This window comes from Rhizobium mongolense subsp. loessense, from assembly GCF_900099775.1.
GTDB classification, from domain to species: Bacteria; Pseudomonadota; Alphaproteobacteria; order Rhizobiales; family Rhizobiaceae; genus Rhizobium; species Rhizobium loessense.
Genome location: NZ_FMTM01000001.1, coordinates 264,192 through 287,124, shown reverse-complemented (window position 1 = coordinate 287,124; position 22,933 = coordinate 264,192). Strand labels below are relative to the sequence as shown.

The following is a 22,933-nucleotide window of genomic DNA, read 5'->3' as shown; positions in this document are numbered from 1 at the left end:
TCATTTCATTTCCGTTCAAGCCAGACATAGCCGAGCGCAAAGGTGTCACCGCTCTTGCCGAAATGGTACGGGAGCGCCAGCGAGCCGATCGCGTCCGGTTCGATGCCGCAGCGAGTTACCTCGCCGCCTCTCAAATGTCGCTTCCATCGAAAATCTGCCGCACGATATAATTAGGCGAAGCGTCGTTGCGATAGTAGGTGCGGGCAATCATCTCCGCCAGAATGCCAGTCGTGATCAACTGCACGGACGAGAGCAGCAGCACGACACCGACCATGAGCATCGGGCGAGTACCGATATCGTTGCCCAGAATGAACTTGTCGAAGAATAGGTAAAGCAGGATCAGCGTTGCGAGTGCCCCGAGGCCGAGCCCGAGCGAGCCAAAGAAATGGCCGGGTCGCGCCTTGTAGCGCATGAAGAACATCACCGACAGCAGGTCGAGGATAACGCGGAAGGTCCGGGAGATGCCGTATTTCGACTGACCGTGCTGGCGGGCATGGTGGGTGACGCCCATTTCGCCGATGCGCGAGCTCGGGACGACGCCGGCGACCCAGGCGGGGATGAAGCGGTGCATTTCACCCATCAGCTTCACCTGCTTGATGATCGAGGCGCGGTAGATCTTTAGGCTGCAGCCATAGTCGTGCAGCTTCACGCCGGTGATGCGGCCGATCAGATAGTTGGCGCACCATGAGGGAATCTTGCGCAGCAGCAGGCCGTCCTTGCGGTTCTTGCGCCAGCCGACCAGGAGATCGAGTTCACGGCGCTCGAGCTCGGAAATCATCGAAGGAATGTCCTTCGGATCATTCTGCAGGTCGCCGTCCATCGTTGCAATCAGCCGGCCTTGCGCCGTGTCGATGCCGGCCTGCATCGCAGCGGTTTGGCCGAAGTTGCGCTGCAGCTCCACAATCCTGAGCGCCAGCCCTTCACGCCCTAGATATTTGCGGGCGTTGACGAGCGTGGCATCCGCGCTGCCGTCATCGATCAGGATAAGCTCCCACCGGTAAGGATAGGCGACCATCGCATCGCATATCCGTTCGACAAGCGGGCCGACGCTTTCTTCCTCGTTGAAGACCGGCACCACAAGCGAAAGTTCGAGCGACTGCGTTAGATCATTTGCGCTTTCCAGCGACTCTGACGTTGTCTGCAACTGTTATTGCTCCTAAAAGGCCGTGACGGCCAGTCGAGCGGCGTTTTGGCCGCTGAAGTCAGGAAGCCTAGTACATGAACTCTCCGGTTGGCGCCAGCCGACAATCCTGGTTCGGGCGCAATCGCATGACACTGCTGACGGTCGTAATCGTCGCAGCCTATGCGTTTTTCATCGAGTGGTTCTGGGGATGGTCGGCCATCATCGCCCAATGGGCGGCCGTCGGCGTGATGCCGATCCTTGTGGCTCTTGCATTATTGACCAGTACCTATTTCCTGCGGACATGGCGCATTCTCGATTACTTCCCGCGGGAGACGGCAGGCAGGTTCCGCACGCTTTTCCGGGTGACGCAGGTTCATAACCTGCTCAATATCATGATGCCGTTCCGCACCGGGGAAACGAGCTTTCCGGTTCTCATGCGCGCGGAATTCGGCATTCCGCTGACGCGGGCAACTTCCGCTCTGCTTGTCATGCGTCTCCTCGATCTGCACGCGCTGCTTGCCGCAGCCGGCATCGGATTTGCGGCAGCCGCCCCGATTGCCGTTCTGGCCTGGCTTTTGTGGGCCGCATTCCTGCTCTTGCCGATCGCAGCTTTCCTGATCCGCAAGCCATTGCTTCGCTTCGGCTTCCGGCTCTTTCCCGCCAAGGCGCAAGGCCTCCTGTCGGAGATCGAAAACGGCCTGCCCGCAAATGCCACAGCCTTCGCGCGGGCCTGGGCCATGACGGCGGTGAACTGGCTGGTGAAGGTCGTCGTGCTCGCCTGGGCGCTTAGCCTCATGGGCGTTTCACCGCTCACGGCGAGCTTCGGCGGCGCGCTCGGCGGCGAGCTTTCGTCGGTTCTGCCGGTCCATGCGCCGGGCGGCGTTGGCACCTATCCCGCAGGCATTACCGCAGGCGCCGTTTTCTTGGGCGCACCGGGCGGAAAGGCCGCGCTTGCAGCCCTGGCGCAGGCAAGCATCAACGCACATCTGTTGATCATCGTCTCCGCCTTGACGGGAACAGCACTCTCACTGCCCCTCGGGCGCCGCCGCCAGCTCTGATATCCTCTTGCGCAGGAAAGCGAGCTCGGGCCCTTGCTGACACAGGGACAGCGCGCGTTCATAGGCGGTGATCGCCTCCGTCGGTCGGCCGAGCTGGCGCAGGAAATCGGCGCGTGCGGCATGCGCAAGGTGATAGGTGCGGAGCTTTCCGGATGCCAGGATGCCGTCGATGATCTCAAGCCCTCTCTGCGGCCCTTCCGACATTGCGATCGCCACTGCACGGTTGAGTTCTACGATCGGCGAGGGCTGCGCCGTAATCAGCAGATCATAATAGGCAGCGATGCGCGGCCAATCCGTTGCCTCCGGCGTTGCGGCCTTAACATGTTCGGCGGCAATGGCGGCCTGGACAGTGTAGAGGCCCACCTCACCAGGTTCCATCGCTCGTCGCAGCAGGTCCAGACCTTCCTCTATCTTCCTGCGATCCCAGGTCGATCGATCCTGCTCTGCAAGCAGGACCAGGCTGCGGTCCTCAGCGCGCCGCGCCAGCCCGCGGGAGTCCTGCAGCAGCATCAGCGCCAGCAGGCCCTCGACATCGGGGTGCGGCAGCAGGTCCACCACCAGCCGCGCCAGCCGGATCGCCTCGGCCGTCAGGTCCGCCCGTACCACTTCTGTGCCCCAAGAAGCCGAATAACCCTCATTGAAGACGAGGTAGATGACGTGTAGCACGCGGTCGAGGCGCTGCGGCAGTTCGTCGAGGTCCGGAACCTCGTAAGGAATGCGGTCGGAACGTATCTTGCTCTTTGCCCGCACGATCCGCTGTGCGACGGTCGGGGCCGGAACGAGGAATGCATGGGCGATTTCCTCAGTCGTCAGGCCGCAGACTTCGCGCAGCGCCATTGCCATCTGCGCGTCGGATGGAATGGCCGGATGGCAGCAGGTGAAGATCAGCCGCAGCATGTCGTCGCCGATAAGCTCCATGTCGCCGATCTCGTTCGCGTCGGCCTCGCCGTATAGGCTGTCCTCGATGTCCTTCAGCGACGCATCGAAGCGCGAGCGCCGTCGGATATGGTCGATCGCCTTGTGGCGGCCGGTGGAAACGAGCCATGAAAAAGGATTGCCGGGAACGCCGTCGCGCGGCCATGCGCGCGCAGCCGCCGCAAAAGCGTCGTGCAGGGCCTCCTCCGCCCGGTCGAAATCGCCAAGCAGCCGGATGAGAGTGGCGAGCACCCGTCTGGAATGCGACCGGTAGATGTCCTCGATCAATTTCTCCAAATGCTACTCCGGCAAAGTGAGTATCCGCACCGGCCGCAATTCCAAGGCGCCGACGCGTGCGGAGGGGATGCGTGCGGCAATCTCCATCGCCGCTGCATCGTCCGGTGCTTGGATCACGTAAAAACCCGCAAGATGCTCCTTGGTTTCGACATACGGCCCATCGGTCGCCTGCAGTGCGTTATTGCGGACGCGCAGCACGGTTGCTTTCTCCGGCATGTCCAGCGCATCGCAGTGGATCAAAGTGCCGTTGCGGCGCAGTTCTTCGTCGAAGCTGAAATGCGCCTTGACGAGTTCGCCAGTCTCCTTCGGCGTCAGCGTGCCGTCAACGTCTGCGGAATTGTAGATCAGGCAAACGTAACGCATCGCCCTACTCTCCATCTTTGATGGAATAGGCCGGGCGGATCTCGACAGAGGCATATTTCAGGATCGGGAAAGTCGAAACGATCGATTTCGCCTCTTCGATGTCCCTGGCTTCGAGCAATACGAAGCCGCCGAGGTGCTCCTTGATTTCTGCGAAGGGACCATCCGTCGCAACCGTCGTGCCGTTGCGGATGCGCAGAGTGACGGCTGACGCGGGCTCGCGCAGCGCAAGCGCAACCTGAAGGAAACCGCGCTCGCGCCACAGATCGTCACTGACGATGCATTCCTGCGTCAGCGCCTCCCATTCTTCCTGCGGGACCAGATTGCTTTTTTCGCTATCGAACCAGACCTGGCAAAGAAACTTCATGGGGTGGTGCCTCCTCAGCCGAACGTGTAGACAGGTCGAACTTCAATGCTGCCGAGCTTTGCCAGCGGAATGCCGGCTGCGACACGGATCGCATCATTCAGATCGTTGGCCTTGATCAGGATGAAGCCGCCGAGATGTTCCTTCGTCTCGGCATGCGGGCCATCTGTCACCGACACCTCGCCATTGCGGACACGGATGGTCACTGCACTCTTCGGCGATTGTAGAGCCTCGGCGTGGATCATGTGGCCACTTGAGACAAGGTCCTCATCATAACCAAGCGAATCCCTGTCGAGCTTGTTCTTCTCCTCTTTCCTCATGCGCTCGAGCACGGATGGCTCGAGCCACACCTGACACAGATATTTCATCGCTTGCCTCCTGCGGGCTGCCGCTCACAGCCTGTTGACGAAGAGACTAGGCTGAATTCGACAGCAAAGAAAAAAATCTTTGTTCGCCCGGACAGTCGAAATCAGCGACGCGCATTCGACAAAGCTCCATCGATAACATTGAAGGAGTGAAGGACATGGGAATTCTGGAAGTCGCCATTGCAAGTCTCATCTGGGCGCGGCGCGGGGAGCAGCCTCGCGATGAGCTTTACGGGACAGATATTGGCCAGTTCCTTGGGCGGATGGTGGTTGCCCTTGCGGTGTTTGCAGCGGTCATCACAGGCCTGCAGATTGCGGCGGCACACCCTGACGACCCGAAAATAGTTGCGGATCGCACGGTGGCGGAAGCGAATTGAAATGGCCTACTGAAAGGCCGTCTCGAAGAAGCTGCGAAGCTTGCGGGAATGCAGTGCCTCCGGCGGCATTGCCGCAAGCTTCTGGATGGCGCGGATGCCGATCTGCAGGTGCTGGTTGACCTGTGTTCGATAGAAGGCGGTCGCCATGCCCGGCAGTTTCAGCTCGCCATGCAGCGGCTTGTCGGAAACGCAAAGAAGCGTGCCGTAGGGGACACGGAAGCGGAAGCCGTTGGCTGCGATCGTTGCCGATTCCATGTCGAGCGCGATGGCACGTGCCTGGGAGAGCCGCTTCACCGGGCCGCGCTGGTCGCGTAGTTCCCAGTTGCGGTTGTCGATCGTGCCGACGGTGCCGGTGCGCATGATGCGCTTCAGTTCGAAGCCTTCGTAGCCGGTGATTTCGGCGACGGCTGCTTCCAGCGCCACCTGCACTTCGGCAAGCGCGGGGATTGGCACCCAGACCGGCAGGTCGTCGTCGAGAACATGATCCTCGCGCATATAGGCGTGCGCCAGGACATAGTCGCCGAGCCGCTGGCTGTTGCGCAAACCGGCGCAGTGGCCAAGCATCAGCCAGGCATGTGGGCGCAGAACGGCCACGTGGTCGGTGATCGTCTTGGCGTTGGAGGGGCCGACGCCGATATTGATCATGGTGATCCCGGCATGGCCCTTTTTCTTCAGGTGATAGGCAGGCATCTGCGGCAGGCGGGGGGCCGTGGCATCGGTTTCCGGCTGGCACGATCCGGCATGGGTAATAATATTGCCCGGCTCGACGAAGGCCGTATAGCCGTCATCGCCGCCGCCCTTGGCTATCGTCTCGCGCGCCCAGGTGCAGAACTCGTCCATATAGAACTGGTAATTCGTGAAAAGCACGAAATTCTGGAAGTGCTGCGCGCTCGTTGCTGTGTAATGGGCAAGGCGGGCGAGCGAATAATCCGTGCGCTGCGCCGTGAAAGCGGCTAGTGGCGATGGCTCGCCCGGCGGCGGGATATATTCGCCGTTGGCGATTTCGTCGTCGGTGGTGTTGAGGTCCGGTGTGTCGAAGAGGTCGCGCATCGGGATGTCGATGAAGGTCGAGGCGGAGGCCTCGACGTGCGCGCCTTCGCCGAAGGCGAAATGCAGCGGGATCGGCGTCGAGGATTCGGACACGACGATCGGAACGTTATGGCTCCTCATCAAGAGCGCCAGCTGTTCCTTCAGGTAGTGACGGAAAAGCTTCGGCCGGGTGACGGTCGTCGTATAGACGCCCGGCGCCGTCACATGCCCGTAGGAGAGGCGGGAGTCGACATGGCCGAAGCTGGTCGTCTCGATGCTGACCTGAGGATAGAAGGCGCGGTAGCGCGAGGTAATCGGCGCGCCCTTGGCAAGCTCCGAAAAACTGTCGATCAGGAAGGTGGTATTGCGTTCGTAAAGCGCAGTCAGCGCATCGACGGCCTGTGCTGGATCGTCGAAGCTTTGCGGTTCAAAGGCAGGTGGCGAGGAAATATCAAGAGGTAATGGAGAGATTCGTTTGCTCATGGCGCATTATAGGTTGCCCTTTTTAACAAGCAAGCGACGCGCCTTCGCCCAGTTCGGGAATTATTCAGCGGACGCCGGTGCAGAAGGGGCTTGTTACGTTGAGGCAGGTGTAGTTCGCACCGAAATGCGATTGTGCTCCGCCCCCGCCGCCGCGCACGACCGCTGCCGAAAATGTGATCGCGAAAACCGCCGCGAACAGCGTGATGACGGTGAAGCGTCTTGCAAGAATAAGCACGTCCATGTTCCTCGGGGCGATATGCGTCTTATCGTTGAGATAAGTCTTGCCACACGCCGGCTGAACGGGTGCTGAGGTTCCGGTTCATTTGGCGTTCACAATGGTCGACGGCTTGAAGCCGGCGCTCAGCAGCTTATGTGTCTAGTCCCGCAAAGGAGATTTCATGACCGCACCGATTGAACTTTATTACTGGCCGACCCCGAACGGCTTTAAGATCAGCATCATGCTTGAGGAGCTCGGAGTTCCCTACGAGGTGAAGTACATCAACATCGGCAAGGGCGAGCAGTTCGCCCCCGACTTCCTGAAAATCGCGCCGAACAACCGCATGCCGGCGATCATCGATCCGGACGGTCCCGGCGGGGCGCCGATCTCCGTCTTCGAATCGGGCGCCATTCTCCAGTATCTCGGACGCAAATATGGCAAGTTCTATCCACAGGACGAGCGCACGCGCGTGCAGGTGGAAGAATGGCTCTTCTGGCAGGTCGGCGGCCTCGGCCCGATGGCCGGTCAGGCGCACCACTTCCGCAACTATGCGCCGGAAAAGATCGAATACGGCATCAACCGCTACACGAACGAAGTGAACCGCCTCTACGGCGTGATGAACAGGCGGCTGGAAGGCCGCGGCTACCTCGCAGGCGACTATTCGATCGCCGACATGGCCTGCATCGGCTGGGTGATCCCCTACGAGCGACAGGGACAGAACCTCAATGATTTCCCGAACCTCAAGGCCTGGTTCGAGCGCATGCATCAGCGCCCGGCGGTCTTGAGGGGTATCGAAGTCGGCAAGGAAGAGCGCGAACGCCAGGCAAATCTCGCCGAGGACAAGGAAGCGCAGAAGATTCTCTTCGGCCAGCGCGCCCTCTGAAGGCAGTACCCAGGGGTAAAGCTTGAGTGTCGAATGAAAGGGAAGGCCGCTCGAACCACGTTGTCAGGGCAGCCTTCCTTGTTCAAGGTGCTTCAGCGGTGAGTTCGCCGATTTCGATTGTTGCAGAAGGTCGATTGGCAATGTTGCAAAAGTCAGGCGCTGCGTGAAAATGGTGATAAAGCGAAATCCTGACTTTCGCCGCGGCTGTGCAGTTGTTGCCGGCCGCTTTTGATTCTAAAGCCGCGTCCAGGTCTGCGACTTACAGAGCACCTTAAGCACGCAGCCCTTCATCTTCAGCGAATCGCCGGAGAGGCTTCCCGAGCCGCTGTAGGTCTTGTCGTTCTTAGGGTCGGTAATCTCGCCGTTATAGGTGCCGCCGGTGCCGGCAAGTGTCCCGATCTTCTTGCCCGCGAATTTGCCGGTCTTCAACGTCACGCAGTAGCTGCCGCCGCAAGAAGCGATTTGGGCGGTTTCGCCCGAGGCCGTCTTCCAGTTGCCGACGATCGGCTCCTCCGCGCAAGCAAGGCTGGCTGAAAGCGCCATGGCGCCGGCGAGAATAAGTGTACGGATCATCCTTTCCTCCCTGATGTCCTGAGCGCGGCGAAAATAACTGACGCGAACGTAAAGGTAAACAGGCCGCAATCGTGAAATTCCGCTGATTTCCAAGGTGCTTTTTCGCCGAATTGTTTCCAGCTCGCTTGTTGCGGACTGATTTCGTGGTGAACGAAAGGTTGATTTTCAAATGTGAATCTTTCGTAAAATTGTTTGGAAAGTCCTTAATGCGCAGGGACTCCGATGTTTAACGAAAACCCAATTTTACCAAGCGTTTGCACTTTGTTTGTCTCAAATTAATCATGCATTTTAGGCGTTTTTTGAAAGCGTACCGGCATAGTGGAGCCATCAAACGAGCGGGGCAAACCCGCCGGACCGAAGGGACCGAAAGCTGCGGTAGACGGCAGGGCCTGGAAGGTAAAACAGGGCAAGTCGATAACAGACTAAACAGGGATTAAACCGATGGCACGCTTTGAAATGCACAATGCTGAAATGGCCACCATGGGTGGCGACAACAACGCCGATATCTTCTGCGAAATGGGCCTGATGTATGCAACGGGACGCGGCTGCGATGTTGATCTCGTCGCCGCGCACAAGTGGCTGAACATCGCCGCGATCAAGGGCAACGACCGCGCTGCCGAACTTCGCGCCGATGTCGCCGCCACGATGGACAAGATGCAGCTCGCCGCGGCGCTCCGCGCCGCCCGTGAGTGGATGACGGTCCACTAGACCGTCTCCGGCGCGAAGGAACAATTGAGAGAAATAACAACCTCAAAAGAGGGGACTGGCGGGCACCTTGGATCGGGCCGGGCCGGGAGAACGGAAACCGCGACCGGCAGGAACAAGGCCGGCGCGGTTTTTCCATTTAGTCCAGCAAGCGGAGAACCCGGGGCAGGGCTTCCTCGAAGAGGGCCATATCCCGCTCCGGCCCGACGCTGACGCGGATGCAGCGGTTGAGCGGCGCGACACCCGGCATGCGGATGAAGACGCCGTGCTGCATCAGCCCGTCGACGATTGAGCGGGCATAGGTACCCTCGCGTCCGGCGTCGATTGCGACGAAGTTCGTGGCAGACGGCAGCGGCGAAAGCTGGTTGGCGCGGGCGATCGAGGCAATGCGTTCGCGCGCAGCATGGATATTGCCGACGACCTCGGCGAGGTAGGCCTGATCCTTGAGCGCGGCAAGTGCCGCCGCCGTCGCCAGCCGGTTCATGCCGAAGTGGTTCCTGATCTTGTCGAAGGCGAGCGCCGTGCCGGGCGTCGAGATGGCATAGCCGACGCGTGCCCCGGCGAGACCATAGGCCTTGGAGAAGGTACGGGTGCGGACGACGTTCGCCAGGCCGATCAGCGCCTCGATCGAGGGAAGTGAGCCGGCCGGGCCGGTTTCGCTATAGGCCTCGTCGAGCACCAGCAGGCAGGTTTCCGGAAGGGCGCGGGCGAAGGCGACGATCCTGTCGGCATCCCACCAGCTTCCCATCGGATTGTCCGGATTAGCGAAGTAAACGAGCGGGGCGTTTTCGCGCTTCACCGCATCGAGCAGGCCGGAGAGATCCTCGCGGTCGTTGACGTAGGGCACCGTCACCAGCCGCCCGCCGAAGCCTGCGACATGGAAATTGAAGGTCGGATAGCCGCCGAGCGACGTGACGACCGGCATTCCCGGTTCGATCACCAGGCGGACGATCTGGCCGAGGAGTTCGTCTATGCCGCCGCCGATCGCGATATGGGCAGCCGTCACGCCGAGATGGGCAGCCAGCGCCTCGCGGAGATCGAAGTTTTCCGGATCGTTGTATTTCCAGATATCGCCCGCCTGCTCCCGCATCGCGGCAAGCACGGAGGGCGCGGGGCCGAAGCCGTTTTCATTGGCGCCGATGCGGGCCTCGACCTTGAGGCCGCGCTGGCGCTCGATGGCCTCGGGGCCGACAAAGGGAACGGTGGAAGGAAGGACGCTGACCAGCGGCGTAAAGCGCGAGAAGGCGGACATCGAAATGCAGGTTCCCGGGATGGTGAAAAAATCGCGCCAACAATAGGCACTGCCATCCTCAAGGCAAGGAAGATTATTCTATCGCGCGCGTGGGTTACGGTCTGCTTTCGATACGCGGCGCGCGATACGCTTCGATCGCTTCGAGATTGCCGGCCATGAAGTCGGCGCGAACGACGCGCCGAAGCACTTCGGGGTCCAGCGTGTTGATGAAGCGGACACCGATGCGCTCGTTGTTGCGATGGACCTCCGCGCAGCCGATGCGATAGGCAAGGCCGAGAATGTTGAGATAGTAGTGTTTCGGCAGCCCGGCCGCCGACGAGACGACGAAGGTGGCGCCGCCGCGGGAAATCTCCAGGATCTCCGCGCTTCGAAGCGAGATGCCGGTCAGGCACGGGCGGACGGCGACGATGCGGGCCGGGCGCCGCACGTTGAACTGTTCCCAGCGTACGTCGTAAACTTCCGATCTGACCGTAGTAAGGTGGGTTGCTCGGAGCATGGACATGACGCGGCTCTCCCTGGGCCAAGCTCATCCTGGCCCTGTTGTCGCATAACGTCACATGAATGTTTTTCGCATTCGTCAAACGGATCGAGACAATTTTAACGAATGCTAATTTTGTTTTAAGCGCACAGGCCTGATTTCGTTCGTTCAGGCATCGGATCACCTTTCCGAATCGATTTATGCGTGGACCCTGCGAACTCTTTCATTTACTGTACGTTTTGCCTCTGTCGATGAAGCATTTCGCTTCGAATTATCATTAAGAGGAAACGAAAATGGCTGACATCAAAGTGCCGTGGGAATCATGGGTCGTGGTCTGTGATGGTGCGAAGGCGTTGATCATGCGCAATGCAGGCAATGCGCTTCTCATGAACCTGCAGGTGCATGAGACGCTGAGCCAACCCAGCGAGCCCACCCGCGAACTCGGCACAGATAAGCCTGGACGGGCCCATGCTCCGGACGGCACGAGCGGCAGCGCCATGGAGCAAACAGACTGGCAGGAGCAGGCGGAAGCCGATTTTCTGAGGCGGATCGCCGCGAAGTTGGATAAGCTCGTCCGTGAAAGAAACGGTAGCCGCATCATCCTGGTTGCGCCGCCCAAGGCGCTCGGTACTTTGAGACCGAACCTGAGTGCCGAAGCGCAGGCAGCCATCTCCGCAGAAGTTCCCAAGGATTATACCAACATGCCGGTCGATGAGATCGAGCGCCGCCTGGCTGCCTGATCGTTTCACCGGATGAAGAGCGCGGGAAAAAGGCTCGCGCTTTTTTCATCCACCGCGTTTTCGTCCTGCAAACAAATCCTCGTTCTCGCCGAAAAGCGCGGCAAGTCTGTCGATGACCGTACGCACCTCCAGACGCTGGCGCTCGTCGTCATGCGCCGTGATCCACGTGTCATAGGTGAGCGGCTCGATGATCGGTCCGGCGCGCGTCAGGCCGGGCTCAGCATCGCCGATGAAGCATGGCAGCACGCCGCGGCCGGCACCGCCACGGATCAGGTGGAAGAGCATATGTGGCGTGTTCGTCCAGCCGGTGATCCAATAGTCCGGCTGCTCGAAGGTCCATTTGTCCGCCGGTGTGATCGCGATGTCGGTGCCCAGCGAAATCCAGTTGCAGTTGTCATCGTCGAAGCTTGCCGCCTGGTAGGCGGCGTGCGCTACCGTTACCGAACGCCGAATCGCGATATTGCCGTTTTCCGGACGGCTGTGCCGGATGGCGATATGCGCTTCGCGATAGGTGAAATCGACGCCCGCGTCGCAGGTCTTGTAGCACATGCGGAACCGGTCTTTCGGCGTCCAGATTCTTGCCAGGTGGTCGGCGATGAAACGCGACGTCCAGCTGTCGGCGGCCGTCGAAACGATTGGCAGGGTCAGCACTTCGCCGCGCCAGTCGGAGATCGACTGAGCGGCCTCCTGCATCAGGCGCACGCGCTCCAGAAGCGCCGTGCCGTCTTTTGCCAGCAGATAGCCGGTTGGTCCGCGTGTGAAGAGCGCGCGGCCCGTGGCGCGCTCGAGCGCCAGCATGCGCCGGCCGATCGTCGGCGCGCTGAGGCCGGTCTTTGACGCTGCCGCCGACAGTCCGCCGGCGGTCGCGACATGGAAGAAGAGTTGAAGATCGTCCCAGTTCGCGTCTTTCATTTTTGAAAACCCCCTTTCTTCCGCAGGCTCTACATTCGGCTGCCGCGAAGGCTTAGTTCAAGTGCTCCCACAGAATAGATGGAGAACCTGACAATGCTTCTCAACTGGGTAGTTCTTTGGAACGAGCTTGAGACAAGAGACAGAAGCCGCCGCCGCGATCCCCTGGCAGACCCGCTCGACGGGGAGGAATGGGACGGCCTGCGGTGGCTCCTGCCATTGATCGTGTGGTTTGCGGCGCGCGACAGTGCCCGCGCTCCCGACCGGGCAGCACGGCGCCTCAGACGTCCGCTTCGAAGCTCAGGCGCAGCACATGGTGCAGGAATTCCGCATTGATCAGCATGTTGAAGCTGATCGTCACAAGCTCGCCTTCGCGTTTGACGACCGTCGAACCGATCTCGTCGCGGATGCCGAGGATTTCCAGGAAAAAGTGGTTCGGAACCTCGAGCGTCGGGCTCACTTCGAGGACGGCGCCGGCGAGATTGATGGTGCGGATCAGGCAGCGGACCTGCGTGCCGGTGCTGAGGTGATGGCCGACGATAATGATCTTGCCGGGCCGATCGAGGGAGAAATCCCGGTAGGATTTCTCCCGCTCGTTGCTATCGTCGTTGAGGTGCGTCTGAAAGGCCATTTCAGCCTCCGCTCGTTGTACGATTGAAAGGTAACGCATGAATGCTGACAGGTACTGAACCGGACCAATAGAATTTGAGCCTTATGCGTAGCTGGACGTAAAAAACCTTGATTCCGCAATGGCGAAGAGCCGGGCGATCCATTCTGGGGCAATTGTTGACACAGCGGGCCGCTTCGCCCATATCAGGCACCGGTTCGAGGCGCCGGCCGCTCGCGGATGAAAATCCATGGTGAAGTCCTCGAAGTTCACGTCGCAGCCAATTGGTGCATGCTGACTGACGGCAATGCGAGCTCCCTTTGCAGTCAAAATGGCATGCCTTCCGAAAGGCTCAGCACGTGACGACCTATCTTACTATCGATGAACTGAAGGCCCAGGCAAAGCGACTTCGCCAGGCGATGGAAACAGGCGGTACTGCGATTTCGCACGGGGCCGCGCTCGAACTCGTTGCCCAGCAACACGGTCGGCGCGATTGGAATACGCTTTCGGCTCTCGCATTAAAGCCGAAGGCCGATCCCATCGCTGCGCTCCTTGTCGGCTCGCACGTGCGCGGCTGCTACCTGAACCAGCCGTTTGCCGGCAAGGTTCTGGCACTCGCAGAGACTGGCGGTGGGCTTTACAAGATCACCATCCATTTCGATGAACCGGTGGATGTCGTGACCTTCGAGAGCTTCTCCGCGTTCCGTCAGCGCATCAACGCGCAGGTTGACAAGCACGGCGTCTCGCCACGGAAGACATCGAACGCCCAGCCGCACCTGATACTCGATATCTAGCCGCGGGGAGAGTTCCTAGTGCCTTAGGTCTTGCCGGTCGTCGCTGCGGTTGCAGCGGCATCGGCCTCCTTCAGCGCTGCGGCGCATTCTTCGCAGCAGACCTCGACCGTCTTGCCGCCGAGTTTGGCGCTGATAGCCTGAGGTCCGAGTTCGCAGTCGCAGGCAGCGCATGTGGTCTTCGTCATCTGATGATCCTCCGTTTGATCGTCCCGCGCCGGGACCAGATCATAAGATCATCAGGAGGGGCATCGCCGCTGTCGAAATCTTTAGCGATCGGCCCTGCGGTTCACCTCAGTCGCGCCAAGCGTTGAAATTCGGCGGGCGTCTGACCGAAGGCCTGCTTGAAGGAGGCACCGAAGTGGCTGTGGCTCGAGAAGCCCAGATCGAGGCCGAGCGTGGTGAGGTCCTCGTATTTTCCAAGAAGATCAAGGGCGCGGGCAAGGCGCAGCCGCAGTTGATAGCGATAAAGCGGCGTGGCTTCCACCTGCTGGAAAACCTGGGTGAGATAGACAGGCGAGACGCCGACTTCCTTGGCTATCTCGGCCAGGGTCCAGCGGCGCGCGAGATCTGAAGTGAGCACGAGCTTTGCCCGGTCGACCAGCTTCTGCCGTCCGGCGCTGGCGCCCGCGGCATGCGAGGTGCGCTCGCCGAGCGAGCGGCGCACGAGTGTCAGCGCCAGTGTCTCGGCCTCAAGCGGCTCGGCTGCTTGCCGGTGCAGGCCATGGCGCAGCAGCGCAACCAGCGCCTGGGCGCGCGGATCGATCCGACGGCGCTGGCGGCGGAAGGAGAGAAGTTCGCCTGCCTGCATCTGCTCTTTCGGCGCAAGCTCTGCAAGTACGGATTCGTCGATCGCCAGATCGATGCAGGCATCGCCGCCTTCGACCGGATGGCTGATCCGATAACCCTGGCCGGCATTGAAGAACAGCATCTGGTTGGCTTCGGCCACCGTATCGTTGCGGCCGACATGGCGCATGAAGACGCCGCGATAGGGATAGACGAGGCTTGTCCTGTGGGCGGATTCATCGCCGCTCTTGTGACGGCACTCCCCACTGCAGACGATGTCACGAATCGTCACGGTCTTCGTCTTCAAGAGCAGGGCGGTCGATATCTGGGGCATCGAGTCTTTCCGGTCCGATAGGCGGCGATGGGGGCCGGCCTGTTTGCACGGTATCACACCTCAGTAGCGTGAATAGACATGGACGTCGCTTTCGGTCTGGCCGCGTGAAAGACCGATATCCTTGAGCTGGTCGTCTGAAAGCTCGAGCAGGGCGTTGCGATTGCGCCGTTCGGCCATCTTGCGCGCCATCCAGCGGGCTGCCGCGATGAGGATTGTAAGCAGCCATGGCCGCATCGCGTGCGAGGAAGGCAACCGCCGGGACGGGATGAAGCTTGAGCCGCGCATTGTGATCCTCCATCCTTACTGATTGGATGAAGGCAATGAACCACCTGCGCGTCTTTCGCGCTGTCAGATTATTTAGCGATCGAAGGCGGCGCTACGCCTTCAGCAGCCATTCGTGCTCGGGCGCATTGTGGAACTTCCAGATGCGCTTCGGACCGGCCATGACGTTGAGATAGTAAAGGTCGTAGCCGTGGCAGGCGGCACAGGGGTGGTAGCCCTTCGGCACCAGCGTCACGTCGCCGTCTTCCAGCACCATCACCTCGTCCAGCGAGCGGTCGTCGGTGTAGACGCGCTGGAAGCCGAACCCCTGCGGCGGGTTCAGGCGGTGGTAATAGGTCTCTTCCAGGAAGCTTTCGTTCGGCAGGTTGTCCTGGTCGTGCTTGTGCGGCGGATAGGAAGACGTATGGCCGCCAGGCGTGATGACTTCGACGACCAGCAACGAATGCGCCGAACTGTCATCCTCCGGCATGATGTTGTTAACGTAGCGGACATTCGTGCCCGTGCCGCGCGTGAGTGCCGGATGGGTGCCTGGCGGGAGGGCCTTCGCTTCGTAGGTGCCGCCGCCCGGCGCAGAGCAGACGGCGAGTTCTAGATCGGTCTCGGCCGTCACCGACCAGGTCGATTCCATCGGGATATAAAGCGCATGCGGGCTGCCCTCAAAGGGGCTCATGCGCTCGCCGAGCGTACCGAAATCCTTGGTACCGGCCTTCGCCTTGCCCTTGCCGCTCACCCAGACAAGGCAGACCTCGCGGTCGCCGGTCTCGCCGGACGCAGTTTCGCCCGGCTTCAGCCGGTGGAGGTCGAAGCCCACATAGGTCCAGCCGGCATTCTCCGGCGTGACATGGGTGACGCGGCCGTTCGTGCCGTTCGGCTTGACCTTGAGATTGGGCATGGTGGTTTCTCCTTGTAAGCTCCGCGGATGCTGGCTCCGGGCAGTCAACTCAACCCTTGTCCAACCCAGCTTCCTTCGCAAAACCCTTCAGTGCCTTCAGCCCCATCGACTGATATTCGAATGGATTGCGCTTGAGTGGGTCCTGCTCGGCTTCGATAACCAGCCAGCCCTCGTAACCGTGTTCGGCGGCGACCCTCAGGACCGGCAGGAAATCGACGCCGCCCTCCTTGTCGCCGGGGACGGTAAAGACGCCGCGGCGCACGCCTTCGAGGAAGGAGAGCTTGTCGCCCTCGACCTGATTGCGGATTTCCGGGCGGACGTTCTTCGCGTGGATATGGCGGACGCGGTGCATGTACTTCTTCGCGACTTCCACCGGGTCGCTGCCGCCGAACCAGGCATGTCCGGTGTCGAGCAGCAACTTCGTTGCCGGGCCAGTAGTCTCCATCAGCTTGTCGATCTCGGCACCTGTCTGCACGACAGTGCCCATGTGGTGATGATAGACGAGATCAATGCCCTGATCCGCGCAATATTGCGCGATTGCCTCGATATCGGCGCCGAACTTCTTCCACTGATCGTCGGTGAGAGCCGGCTTGTCGGCCAGAGCTTTGCCGTCGTTGCCGTGGATGGCGTTCGACGTTTCGCAGACGATGCACACCTTGCAATCATTGGCCTTGAGCATGTCGAGATGCGGCTGGATCGCTTGTCTCTCGTCCTCGACACTGTGGTCGAGCAGGTTAAGCGAGTGCCAGCCGGATACGAAGACGAGTTTGTGCGCGGCGAGCACTTTCTTCAGTTCGTGGCCGTCGGACGGCATTTTGTGGCCTTTCTCGATGCCGTCGAAGCCGATCTTCTCGCAATCGCTGAGGCAGTCCTCGAGCGTCAAATGCGCGCCGATCGTGCGGTCGTCGTCATTGCTCCAGGCGATGGGGTTGGTCCCGTAGCGGATCATCATTGTCTCCGGATATGTGATTTAGCGTTGATGCTTGCGCGCTTCGACATAGTTCTTGCGCGCCTTGTTGACCTGTTCGCGCGGGCTGACCTCAGGAACGGCGACATCCCACCAGTGACCGCCGGCTTCTGTCGTGATCAGCGGGTCGGTATCGATAACGAAGACCGAGGTACGGTCGTTCTTTTTCGATCCGGCAATCGCCCTCTCCAGATCGGCAATCGAAGAAACCTTGACCGCTATGGCGCCCATGCTCTCGGCATGTGCACGGAAGTCGATTTCCGGCATCACCTGGTGGTAGGAGTCCTTCAGCAGGTTGTTGAAGTTCGCACCGCCCGTTTCCATCTGCAGGCGGTTGATGCAGCCGTAGCCGCGGTTGTCGAGCAGGACGACGTTCACCTTGATGCCCATCATCACCGAGGTTGCGAGCTCGGAGTTCAGCATCATGTAGGAGCCGTCACCGACGAGAACGAAAACCTCCTTGTCCGGGTTCGCCATCTTGGTGCCGAGGCCGCCGGCGACCTCGTAACCCATGCAGGAGAAACCGTATTCCATGTGGTAGCTGCCGGGGGCTGTTGCTGGCCACAGCTTGTGCATCTCGCCCGGCAGGCCGCCTGCGGCGCAAAGTCCGATCGCCTTTTCCAGTTCGATCGAGCGCGTCACCGCGCCGATCACCTGCGCATCCGAGGGCAGGGCGGCATTGGTGGAAGCCATCGCCTTGTTGGCAGCATCCATCCAGACGCTCTTTTCCTTCGTCGCCCTTTCCCTGAGTGCTGCCGGTGCCTTCCAGTCGCCAAGCCCTTTCGACAGTGCCTTCAGGCCTTCGCGGGCGTCGGCGACCAGCGGCTGACCGTCATGCTTGTAGGCATCGTAGGCGGCGATGTTGAGGCCGAGGATCTTCAGCTTGGCGTTCTTGAACAGCGCCCAGGAGCCGGTCGTGAAGTCCTGGCAGCGGGTGCCGACGGCGATGATAAGGTCGGTTTCCTCAGCAATGGCGTTGGCAGCCGAAGTGCCGGTGACGCCGACGGAGCCGAGCGCCAGAGGGTGGCGCTCGTCGATCGAGGATTTGCCGGCCTGGCTGACGACGACGGGAATGCCGTGGGCTTCGACGAAGGCTCTAAGTTCCAGCGTCGCCTGTGAATAGAGCACGCCGCCGCCGGAGATGATCACCGGCTTTTCGGCGGATTTGATCAGCGTGATCGCAGAGGCCAGTTCATCGGCGTCCGGCTGCGGGCGGCGGATCGTCCAGACCTTTTCTTCGAAGAGGCTCTCCGGATAGTCGAAGGCTTCCGCCTGGACGTCCTGGCAAAGCGAGAGCGTCACCGGCCCGCAATCCAGCGGATCGGTCAAGACCTGCATGGCGCGCTTCAGCGCCGTGATGATCTGCTCGGGGCGGGTAATGCGGTCGAAGTAGCGCGACACCGCGCGAAACGCGTCGTTGGCCGAAACCGTGCCGTCGCCCCAGTCCTCGATCTGCTGGAGCACCGGATCGGGCGCGCGGTTGGCGAAGACATCGCCCGGCAGGAAGAGCACCGGGATGCGGTTGACATGTGCGACGCCGGCCGCCGTCACCATATTCAGTGCGCCGGGGCCGATCGAGGTCGTGCAGGCCATGAACCGCTGGCGGAAGCTTGCCTTTGCATAGGCGATCGCCGCATGCGCCATGCCCTGTTCATTATGGGCGCGATAGGTCGGCAGCTCGCCGCGCACCTGATAGAGCGCTTCGCCGATGCCGGCGACATTGCCGTGGCCAAAGATTGCCCAGACGCCACCGAAGATCGGCACCTTCTTGCCGTCGACGACAGTCATTTGCGTCTTCAGGAAATGCGCAACAGCCTGCGCCATCGTCAATCGGATCGTCTTGCCCATCGGGCGCCTCCCAAATGCTCTTAGTTAATGCTGGCCGCGGGTTTTCAACCAGGCCTCTGTCAATCGGCGGAAGCGTCCGGCCATGTCGGCGATTGCTTCCTCGTCATTCATATTGCCGGAGAGCCAGGCGCGCGCCGCATCGGCAAAAATGGTGCGGCCGACGGCAAAGCCTTTTACCGAAGGAGCGGCAAGCGTTGCCTCGAAGCCCTTTACGAGCTCTTCGGCCGGCGCCTCCAGGCCGAGCAGCACGATGCCGCGGCACCACGGATCGTTCTTGGCGATCACGGCGTCGATCTTCCTCCAGGCAGCCGTCGAAGCCTGCGGCTCCAACTTCCACCAGTCCGGCTTGATACCCAGCGCGTAAAGCTCTTCCATCGCCGTCGAGATCGTGTCGTCGGTCAGCGGGCCATTCTTGCTGGCGATGATTTCCACCAGCAGTTCGCGGCCGACTTTGCGCGCGGCCTGAAAGAGTGTGCGCAGCTTCTCCTGCTGCTTGCTCTTGAGATCGGTCGGATCATCTGGATGATAGAAGCACAGGCACTTGATGCAGTGGTCGAGCGGCCATTCGACAAGCTGCGAGCCGATATCCTGGCTGAACTCGAAGCGCAGTGGCTTCGAACCCGGCAATTCGACCGGCCGTCCGATCCAAGAGAAATTCTTGCTCGCCGCATCGAAGAAGGCGTCACGGCCGAACCGCTCGTCGATCAGCATGCCATAGCCGTCGCGGCCACCGGCAACGCGCGCTGCCGCTTCGACGGCCAGCCGCTTGAAGGCGGCGATCTTCTTGTAGTCGACGCCCAACTCGTCGCAAACGCTAGTGAGTTGCGACCGATGGTCGATGGCGAGCGCCATCAGCAGCGGAATATCGCCCTTGCGCGTCGAAGCCCAGTGGATGTGGTTGATCGCCTCGTCCTTGCGTAGCGCGCGGTGCTCGCTACCGTTCTTCAGGAAGAAATCGAGCTCCGCCCAGGTCGGATATTCCGGCGAGCAGAGCAGGCGGGAGACGGCAAAGGCGCCGCATGCATTGGCCCAGGTGGCGCAGGTCTTCAGCGGCTCGTCCTTCAGCCAGCCGCGCAGGAAGCCGGACATGAAGGCGTCGCCGGCGCCGAGCACGTTGAAGACCTCGATCGGGAAGCCTTGGCCGATGATGCCTGCTTCCAGATCGTCGGCGATCGGTCCGTCGTAGACGATGCAGCCCATCGCGCCGCGCTTCAGCACGATTGTTGCCGGCGAGAGGCGGCGGATTTCCTTGAGCGCGCCGAGCACGTCATCCGCGCCGGAGGCGATCAGGATTTCCTCCTCGGTGCCGACGATGAGGTCGCAGTCCGGCAGCGTCTCCTTCATCTTCGACGAGACGCGGTCGGACTTCACATAGCGCTCGAAGCCCTCGGCATGGCCGGCAAGCCCCCAGAGGTTCGGCCGGTAGTCGATGTCGAAGATCACCTTACGGCCATTCGCCTTGGCGATCCGGATCGCCTTTCGCTGCGCAGCCTCAGTGTTTTGTCGCGAGAAATGTGTGCCGGACACGAGAACGGCGCGTGACGACTGGATGAAGTCCTCGTCGATATCGCCCTCGTCGAGCGCCATGTCGGCACAGTCCGAGCGATAGAAGATCATCGGCGAAACGCCTTCCGCCTCCACCGCAAGCAGCACGAGTGCCGTCAGCCGTTCGTTGTCTGTCTGGATGCCCTTAGTTTCCACACCTTCGCGCGCCGACTGCTCGATGATGAAGCGGCCCATTTGTTCGTTGCCGACGCGGGTGATCAGGCCGGACTTGAGGCCGAGGCGCGCCGTGCCGATGGCGATATTGGCCGGGCAGCCGCCGACGGATTTGGCGAACGAGCCGATGTCCTCCAGCCGCGAACCGATCTGCTGGCCATAGAGATCGACGGAAGAGCGGCCGATGGTGATTACATCAAAAGACGGCTCGGGCTGCAGACCCGGATTCGATTGTGCCATGATGTCCTCCCGCTAGATTCCTGCAGGACCTTGCCGCCTGCCGATTTCGAATAATGAAACATTGGTTCCGAGTTTTTGTCAATTCGGAATATTTATTCCATTTTCTATTTTGCGGTTTTGGGATGGTGAAGTTTGCGCCGGCGCTCGGCGATCGCCACCGGCAGCGCCATCACCAGCGCCATGGAAGCGGAAAGCGAGCGGAAGCCGGCAAAGTCAGCTTCGGCAACTTCGAACCAGCAGGCGGCGCGGGCCGCAAGCGGTGAGAAAGCCGAATCGGTGATCGCGACAACCGGCACGCCGCGATCGGCCAACCCTTCGGCCTGGCTGAGGCTGTCGGCAGCGTAGGGCGAGAAGCTGGCGGCGATCGCCGCATCCTTCGGCGTTGCGAACTGCACCATCTCCGGATCGACACCATTCGGCGAAGCGACGATCTGGTGGCGGATGCCAAGTTTTGAAAGGGCGTATGTCATATGCGCCGTGAGCGGATAGGAGCGGCGTTTCGCTATAAGAAATATGGTGTCCGCCGCCGCCAGGATGTCGACGGCCCTGGTGAAGGTCTCCGTCTCGACCGTCGCCGCCATGCGGTTGATGGATTGGGTGGCCGCGGCGATGAACCCTGAAAGCAGATTGGCATCCTCGTCACCTTCGGATTGCTCCAGCGTGGCGAGGCGCTCCTCGTAGCTCAGCGTCCGCTCGCGCAGCCGCTCGCGGAAAATGCTTTGGAGGTCGGAGAAGCCTTCATAGCCGAGGTGACGGGCGAGCCGCACCAGCGTCGACGGCTGGACGTCCGAAGCCGCCGCGATGCTCGCCGTCGTGCCGAAGGCAATCTCGTCCGGATTGCCGAGTGCAAAGGCGGCGACCTGGGCCAGCCGCTTCGGCATACTTGCCTTGCGCTCGATGATCGTGCTGCGCAGGCTTTCGAAATCGCGGGGCACGCGCACAAATCTCTTGGTGTCGTTATCCATGCAGGCGGTCCATGCGATGAAACAAATATTCCATATTCAAAAGCATAAATGATTTCGCTTTTCGATCCTAACTGTTTTTAATCCCCTGGAAATGAAGGGTTTTGAACGATACTCGACGTTGCCTGACGCAAATTGCCGCCTTGTCAAAACGGTCCAAATATTCCAAAAGTCATCGCAGATATGGAGGAGAGTACGGGAAATGAAACCACTCGGCATCGGTTTGATCGGCACCGGTTATATGGGCAAGTGCCACGCGCTGGCCTGGAATGCGGTGAAGACTGTCTTCGGTGATGTCGAGCGTCCAAGGCTCGTGCATCTCGCCGAAGCCAACGCAGACCTCGCGAAATCGCGCGCTGCCGAATTCGGCTTCGAAAAGGCGACGGCCGACTGGAAAGCGCTGATTGCCGATCCGCAAGTCGATGTCGTCTCCGTTACCACACCGAACCAGTTCCATGCCGAAATGGCAATTGCGGCGCTCGAGGCCGGAAAACATGTGTGGTGCGAAAAGCCGATGGCTCCCGCCTTTGCCGATGCCGAGCACATGCTGAAAGCGGCGAGGGCTTCGGGCAAGGTAGCCGTTCTCGGATACAACTATATCCAGAACCCGGTCATGCGGCACATCAAGACGCTGATCGGCGAGGGTGCGATCGGCGTTGTCAATCACATGCGCCTCGAGATGGATGAGGATTTCATGGCCGATCCGGAGGGCCTCTTTTATTGGAAGAGCGAACTATCTTCGGGTTACGGCGCGCTTGACGATTTTGCCGTGCATCCGCTGTCGCTGCTCTGGTATCTCTTTGGCCACGTCGAAGCGGTCATTACCGACATGGTTAAACCTTATGCCGACCGTCCGCTCATGGAAGGCGGTCGCCGTGCGGTCGAGAACCACGATGGCGCAAACGTCCTGATGCGTCTTGGCGGCGGCATCTCCGCCGTACTGATGGCAAACCGTGCCGCCTGGGGCCGCAAGGGCCGCATCGCACTGCAGATTTTTGGATCGAAAGGATCGATCGCCTACGATCAGGAACGCATGAACGAATTCGAGCTCTATCAGGCCGAAGGCCGCGGCACCGAGCAGGGCTTCCGCAAGATTCTCGCAGCGCCCGCCCACCAGCCTTACGGCCGCTTCATTCCCGCGCCGGGCCATGGCCTCGGCTTCAACGACCTGAAGATCATCGAATGCCGCGAGCTGATCCGCGCCATTTCCGGTCAGCCGTCGTCCTTGGTCACGTTCGAAGACGGTCTCAGGATAGAGAGGTCGGTGCATGCCATGGCACAGTCCTTCCACGAGCGCCGCTGGATCGAGATCGGCTAACGGGCAAGATCGCTTCCTGTTGACGGCGCCAAGGGCGGGGGCTACGTCTCGCCTCTATA

General features: G+C 60.8%; 28 protein-coding genes. 7 read left to right on the top strand and 21 right to left on the bottom strand.

All coding sequences use genetic code 11. The features are described 5' to 3' along the window. Nucleotides 1-5 precede the first annotated feature (5 nt). A complete protein-coding gene (locus BLP23_RS34895; protein ID WP_267890059.1) occupies nt 6-134 on the bottom strand; it encodes a hypothetical protein in 129 nt (42 codons plus the stop codon). Next, nucleotides 131-1,144 carry a glycosyltransferase family 2 protein gene (locus BLP23_RS01500; RefSeq protein WP_092583239.1) on the bottom strand — a complete coding sequence of 338 codons (1,014 nt, stop codon included), beginning with the start codon at nt 1,142-1,144 and terminating at the stop codon, nt 131-133. The genes BLP23_RS34895 and BLP23_RS01500 overlap by 4 nt, the downstream gene beginning before the upstream one ends. A 74-nt stretch (nt 1,145-1,218) precedes the next feature. Here BLP23_RS01500 and BLP23_RS01495 point away from each other — a divergent pair, with 74 nt between their 5' ends. Next, complete coding sequence (locus BLP23_RS01495) at nt 1,219-2,181, top strand: lysylphosphatidylglycerol synthase domain-containing protein (RefSeq protein ID WP_092583238.1); 963 nt, start codon at nt 1,219-1,221, stop codon at nt 2,179-2,181. Here the strand turns inward: BLP23_RS01495 and BLP23_RS01490 are convergent. The 4 genes from BLP23_RS01490 to BLP23_RS01475 are packed head-to-tail and all read right to left on the bottom strand — an operon-like array spanning nt 2,149 to nt 4,485. Then, nucleotides 2,149-3,393: an RNA polymerase sigma factor gene (locus tag BLP23_RS01490; protein ID WP_092583237.1), complete on the bottom strand. Its 1,245-nt coding sequence runs from the start codon at nt 3,391-3,393 to the stop codon at nt 2,149-2,151. The genes BLP23_RS01495 and BLP23_RS01490 overlap by 33 nt on opposite strands. 3 nt (nt 3,394-3,396) lie before the next feature. Next, nucleotides 3,397-3,756 carry a YciI family protein gene (locus tag BLP23_RS01485; protein WP_092583236.1) on the bottom strand — a complete coding sequence of 120 codons (360 nt, stop codon included), beginning with the start codon at nt 3,754-3,756 and terminating at the stop codon, nt 3,397-3,399. Between the two features lie 4 nt (nt 3,757-3,760). Beyond that, entirely contained in the window at nt 3,761-4,120 is a 360-nt protein-coding gene (locus BLP23_RS01480; protein WP_092583235.1) for a YciI family protein, read from the bottom strand. 14 nt (nt 4,121-4,134) lie between these two features. Then, nucleotides 4,135-4,485 (bottom strand): YciI family protein, encoded by a 351-nt coding sequence (locus tag BLP23_RS01475; RefSeq protein ID WP_092583234.1) that lies wholly within the window; start codon nt 4,483-4,485, stop codon nt 4,135-4,137. Between the two features lie 155 nt (nt 4,486-4,640). Between BLP23_RS01475 and BLP23_RS01470 the strand changes: the two genes are divergently transcribed. After that, nucleotides 4,641-4,859, top strand: a complete 219-nt coding sequence (locus tag BLP23_RS01470) for a hypothetical protein (protein WP_092583233.1) — start codon at nt 4,641-4,643, stop codon at nt 4,857-4,859. A 6-nt stretch (nt 4,860-4,865) separates the two neighbouring features. Here BLP23_RS01470 and BLP23_RS01465 read toward each other — a convergent pair whose 3' ends face one another. Together BLP23_RS01465 and BLP23_RS33545 are read right to left on the bottom strand one after the other, a co-directional pair. Next, a complete protein-coding gene (locus tag BLP23_RS01465; RefSeq protein WP_092583232.1) occupies nt 4,866-6,371 on the bottom strand; it encodes an AMP nucleosidase in 1,506 nt (501 codons plus the stop codon). A 64-nt stretch (nt 6,372-6,435) separates the two neighbouring features. After that, complete coding sequence (locus BLP23_RS33545; RefSeq protein WP_167363805.1) at nt 6,436-6,606, bottom strand: hypothetical protein; 171 nt, start codon at nt 6,604-6,606, stop codon at nt 6,436-6,438. A gap of 163 nt (nt 6,607-6,769) precedes the next feature. On the opposite strand from BLP23_RS33545, the gene BLP23_RS01460 reads away from it, so the two are divergent. Further along, complete coding sequence (locus BLP23_RS01460) at nt 6,770-7,471, top strand: glutathione S-transferase family protein (RefSeq protein WP_092583231.1); 702 nt, start codon at nt 6,770-6,772, stop codon at nt 7,469-7,471. 234 nt (nt 7,472-7,705) lie between these two features. Here BLP23_RS01460 and BLP23_RS01455 read toward each other — a convergent pair whose 3' ends face one another. Further along, on the bottom strand, nt 7,706-8,044 hold the full coding sequence (locus BLP23_RS01455; RefSeq protein WP_092583230.1) for a DUF2147 domain-containing protein: 339 nt from the start codon (nt 8,042-8,044) through the stop codon (nt 7,706-7,708). 441 nt (nt 8,045-8,485) lie between these two features. Between BLP23_RS01455 and BLP23_RS01450 the strand changes: the two genes are divergently transcribed. Continuing rightward, nucleotides 8,486-8,752 (top strand): sel1 repeat family protein, encoded by a 267-nt coding sequence (locus tag BLP23_RS01450; RefSeq protein WP_022714612.1) that lies wholly within the window; start codon nt 8,486-8,488, stop codon nt 8,750-8,752. A gap of 136 nt (nt 8,753-8,888) precedes the next feature. On the opposite strand, the gene BLP23_RS01445 is transcribed toward BLP23_RS01450, so the two are convergent. Together BLP23_RS01445 and BLP23_RS01440 are read right to left on the bottom strand one after the other, a co-directional pair. Beyond that, entirely contained in the window at nt 8,889-10,001 is a 1,113-nt protein-coding gene (locus tag BLP23_RS01445) for a pyridoxal phosphate-dependent aminotransferase (RefSeq protein WP_092583229.1), read from the bottom strand. Between the two features lie 94 nt (nt 10,002-10,095). After that, on the bottom strand, nt 10,096-10,503 hold the full coding sequence (locus BLP23_RS01440) for a pilus assembly protein PilZ (protein WP_092583228.1): 408 nt from the start codon (nt 10,501-10,503) through the stop codon (nt 10,096-10,098). 269 nt (nt 10,504-10,772) lie between these two features. On the opposite strand from BLP23_RS01440, the gene BLP23_RS01435 reads away from it, so the two are divergent. Beyond that, nucleotides 10,773-11,219, top strand: a complete 447-nt coding sequence (locus BLP23_RS01435) for a baeRF12 domain-containing protein (protein WP_022714615.1) — start codon at nt 10,773-10,775, stop codon at nt 11,217-11,219. A 45-nt stretch (nt 11,220-11,264) separates the two neighbouring features. Here the strand turns inward: BLP23_RS01435 and BLP23_RS01430 are convergent, their stop codons facing one another. Both BLP23_RS01430 and BLP23_RS01420 read right to left on the bottom strand, forming a co-directional pair. Then, entirely contained in the window at nt 11,265-12,131 is an 867-nt protein-coding gene (locus BLP23_RS01430; protein ID WP_092583227.1) for a LysR family transcriptional regulator, read from the bottom strand. A gap of 277 nt (nt 12,132-12,408) precedes the next feature. Further along, a complete protein-coding gene (locus BLP23_RS01420; RefSeq protein ID WP_022714617.1) occupies nt 12,409-12,759 on the bottom strand; it encodes a hypothetical protein in 351 nt (116 codons plus the stop codon). 335 nt (nt 12,760-13,094) lie between these two features. Here BLP23_RS01420 and BLP23_RS01415 point away from each other — a divergent pair, with 335 nt between their 5' ends. Then, nucleotides 13,095-13,529 (top strand): glyoxalase superfamily protein, encoded by a 435-nt coding sequence (locus BLP23_RS01415; RefSeq protein WP_092584217.1) that lies wholly within the window; start codon nt 13,095-13,097, stop codon nt 13,527-13,529. A gap of 23 nt (nt 13,530-13,552) precedes the next feature. Here BLP23_RS01415 and BLP23_RS33540 read toward each other — a convergent pair whose 3' ends face one another. From BLP23_RS33540 to BLP23_RS01380, 8 genes are all read right to left on the bottom strand, one after another. Continuing rightward, nucleotides 13,553-13,714: a hypothetical protein gene (locus BLP23_RS33540; RefSeq protein ID WP_167363813.1), complete on the bottom strand. Its 162-nt coding sequence runs from the start codon at nt 13,712-13,714 to the stop codon at nt 13,553-13,555. A gap of 101 nt (nt 13,715-13,815) precedes the next feature. Beyond that, a complete protein-coding gene (locus BLP23_RS01410; RefSeq protein ID WP_092583225.1) occupies nt 13,816-14,646 on the bottom strand; it encodes a helix-turn-helix domain-containing protein in 831 nt (276 codons plus the stop codon). A gap of 60 nt (nt 14,647-14,706) precedes the next feature. After that, nucleotides 14,707-14,931, bottom strand: coding sequence for a DUF1127 domain-containing protein (locus BLP23_RS01405; protein ID WP_092583224.1), 225 nt, complete (start codon nt 14,929-14,931; stop codon nt 14,707-14,709). A 91-nt stretch (nt 14,932-15,022) separates the two neighbouring features. After that, nucleotides 15,023-15,820, bottom strand: a complete 798-nt coding sequence (gene iolB / locus BLP23_RS01400; protein WP_092583223.1) for a 5-deoxy-glucuronate isomerase — start codon at nt 15,818-15,820, stop codon at nt 15,023-15,025. A gap of 49 nt (nt 15,821-15,869) precedes the next feature. Then, nucleotides 15,870-16,769 (bottom strand): myo-inosose-2 dehydratase, encoded by a 900-nt coding sequence (gene iolE, locus BLP23_RS01395; protein ID WP_092583222.1) that lies wholly within the window; start codon nt 16,767-16,769, stop codon nt 15,870-15,872. A 21-nt stretch (nt 16,770-16,790) separates the two neighbouring features. Beyond that, on the bottom strand, nt 16,791-18,635 hold the full coding sequence (iolD, locus tag BLP23_RS01390; RefSeq protein ID WP_092583221.1) for a 3D-(3,5/4)-trihydroxycyclohexane-1,2-dione acylhydrolase (decyclizing): 1,845 nt from the start codon (nt 18,633-18,635) through the stop codon (nt 16,791-16,793). 24 nt (nt 18,636-18,659) lie between these two features. Beyond that, nucleotides 18,660-20,594, bottom strand: a complete 1,935-nt coding sequence (locus BLP23_RS01385; RefSeq protein WP_092583220.1) for a bifunctional 5-dehydro-2-deoxygluconokinase/5-dehydro-2-deoxyphosphogluconate aldolase — start codon at nt 20,592-20,594, stop codon at nt 18,660-18,662. 104 nt (nt 20,595-20,698) lie between these two features. Continuing rightward, nucleotides 20,699-21,559: a MurR/RpiR family transcriptional regulator gene (locus tag BLP23_RS01380; protein WP_092583219.1), complete on the bottom strand. Its 861-nt coding sequence runs from the start codon at nt 21,557-21,559 to the stop codon at nt 20,699-20,701. 199 nt (nt 21,560-21,758) lie between these two features. Here BLP23_RS01380 and BLP23_RS01375 point away from each other — a divergent pair, with 199 nt between their 5' ends. After that, the gene (locus BLP23_RS01375; protein ID WP_092583218.1) at nt 21,759-22,874 is read left to right on the top strand and encodes a Gfo/Idh/MocA family protein; all 1,116 of its coding nucleotides are present in this window, start codon (nt 21,759-21,761) and stop codon (nt 22,872-22,874) included. Nucleotides 22,875-22,933: the final 59 nt, after the last annotated feature.

Coding starts and splice junctions, on each gene's coding strand:
- BLP23_RS01465 (WP_092583232.1), bottom strand. CDS start 6,371: ATGAGCAAACGAATCTCTCCATTACCTCTTGATATTTCCTCGCCACCT.
- BLP23_RS01485 (WP_092583236.1), bottom strand. CDS start 3,756: ATGCGTTACGTTTGCCTGATCTACAATTCCGCAGACGTTGACGGCACG.
- BLP23_RS33540 (WP_167363813.1), bottom strand. CDS start 13,714: ATGACGAAGACCACATGCGCTGCCTGCGACTGCGAACTCGGACCTCAG.
- iolB (WP_092583223.1), bottom strand. CDS start 15,820: ATGCCCAATCTCAAGGTCAAGCCGAACGGCACGAACGGCCGCGTCACC.
- BLP23_RS01450 (WP_022714612.1), top strand. CDS start 8,486: ATGGCACGCTTTGAAATGCACAATGCTGAAATGGCCACCATGGGTGGC.
- BLP23_RS01375 (WP_092583218.1), top strand. CDS start 21,759: ATGAAACCACTCGGCATCGGTTTGATCGGCACCGGTTATATGGGCAAG.
- BLP23_RS01435 (WP_022714615.1), top strand. CDS start 10,773: ATGGCTGACATCAAAGTGCCGTGGGAATCATGGGTCGTGGTCTGTGAT.
- BLP23_RS01460 (WP_092583231.1), top strand. CDS start 6,770: ATGACCGCACCGATTGAACTTTATTACTGGCCGACCCCGAACGGCTTT.
- BLP23_RS01495 (WP_092583238.1), top strand. CDS start 1,219: ATGAACTCTCCGGTTGGCGCCAGCCGACAATCCTGGTTCGGGCGCAAT.
- iolE (WP_092583222.1), bottom strand. CDS start 16,769: ATGATCCGCTACGGGACCAACCCCATCGCCTGGAGCAATGACGACGAC.
- iolD (WP_092583221.1), bottom strand. CDS start 18,635: ATGGGCAAGACGATCCGATTGACGATGGCGCAGGCTGTTGCGCATTTC.
- BLP23_RS01430 (WP_092583227.1), bottom strand. CDS start 12,131: ATGAAAGACGCGAACTGGGACGATCTTCAACTCTTCTTCCATGTCGCG.
- BLP23_RS01445 (WP_092583229.1), bottom strand. CDS start 10,001: ATGTCCGCCTTCTCGCGCTTTACGCCGCTGGTCAGCGTCCTTCCTTCC.
- BLP23_RS01455 (WP_092583230.1), bottom strand. CDS start 8,044: ATGATCCGTACACTTATTCTCGCCGGCGCCATGGCGCTTTCAGCCAGC.
- BLP23_RS01405 (WP_092583224.1), bottom strand. CDS start 14,931: ATGCGCGGCTCAAGCTTCATCCCGTCCCGGCGGTTGCCTTCCTCGCAC.
- BLP23_RS01420 (WP_022714617.1), bottom strand. CDS start 12,759: ATGGCCTTTCAGACGCACCTCAACGACGATAGCAACGAGCGGGAGAAA.
- BLP23_RS01440 (WP_092583228.1), bottom strand. CDS start 10,503: ATGTCCATGCTCCGAGCAACCCACCTTACTACGGTCAGATCGGAAGTT.
- BLP23_RS01480 (WP_092583235.1), bottom strand. CDS start 4,120: ATGAAGTTTCTTTGCCAGGTCTGGTTCGATAGCGAAAAAAGCAATCTG.
- BLP23_RS01380 (WP_092583219.1), bottom strand. CDS start 21,559: ATGGATAACGACACCAAGAGATTTGTGCGCGTGCCCCGCGATTTCGAA.
- BLP23_RS01475 (WP_092583234.1), bottom strand. CDS start 4,485: ATGAAATATCTGTGTCAGGTGTGGCTCGAGCCATCCGTGCTCGAGCGC.
- BLP23_RS01410 (WP_092583225.1), bottom strand. CDS start 14,646: ATGCCCCAGATATCGACCGCCCTGCTCTTGAAGACGAAGACCGTGACG.
- BLP23_RS01470 (WP_092583233.1), top strand. CDS start 4,641: ATGGGAATTCTGGAAGTCGCCATTGCAAGTCTCATCTGGGCGCGGCGC.
- BLP23_RS01385 (WP_092583220.1), bottom strand. CDS start 20,594: ATGGCACAATCGAATCCGGGTCTGCAGCCCGAGCCGTCTTTTGATGTA.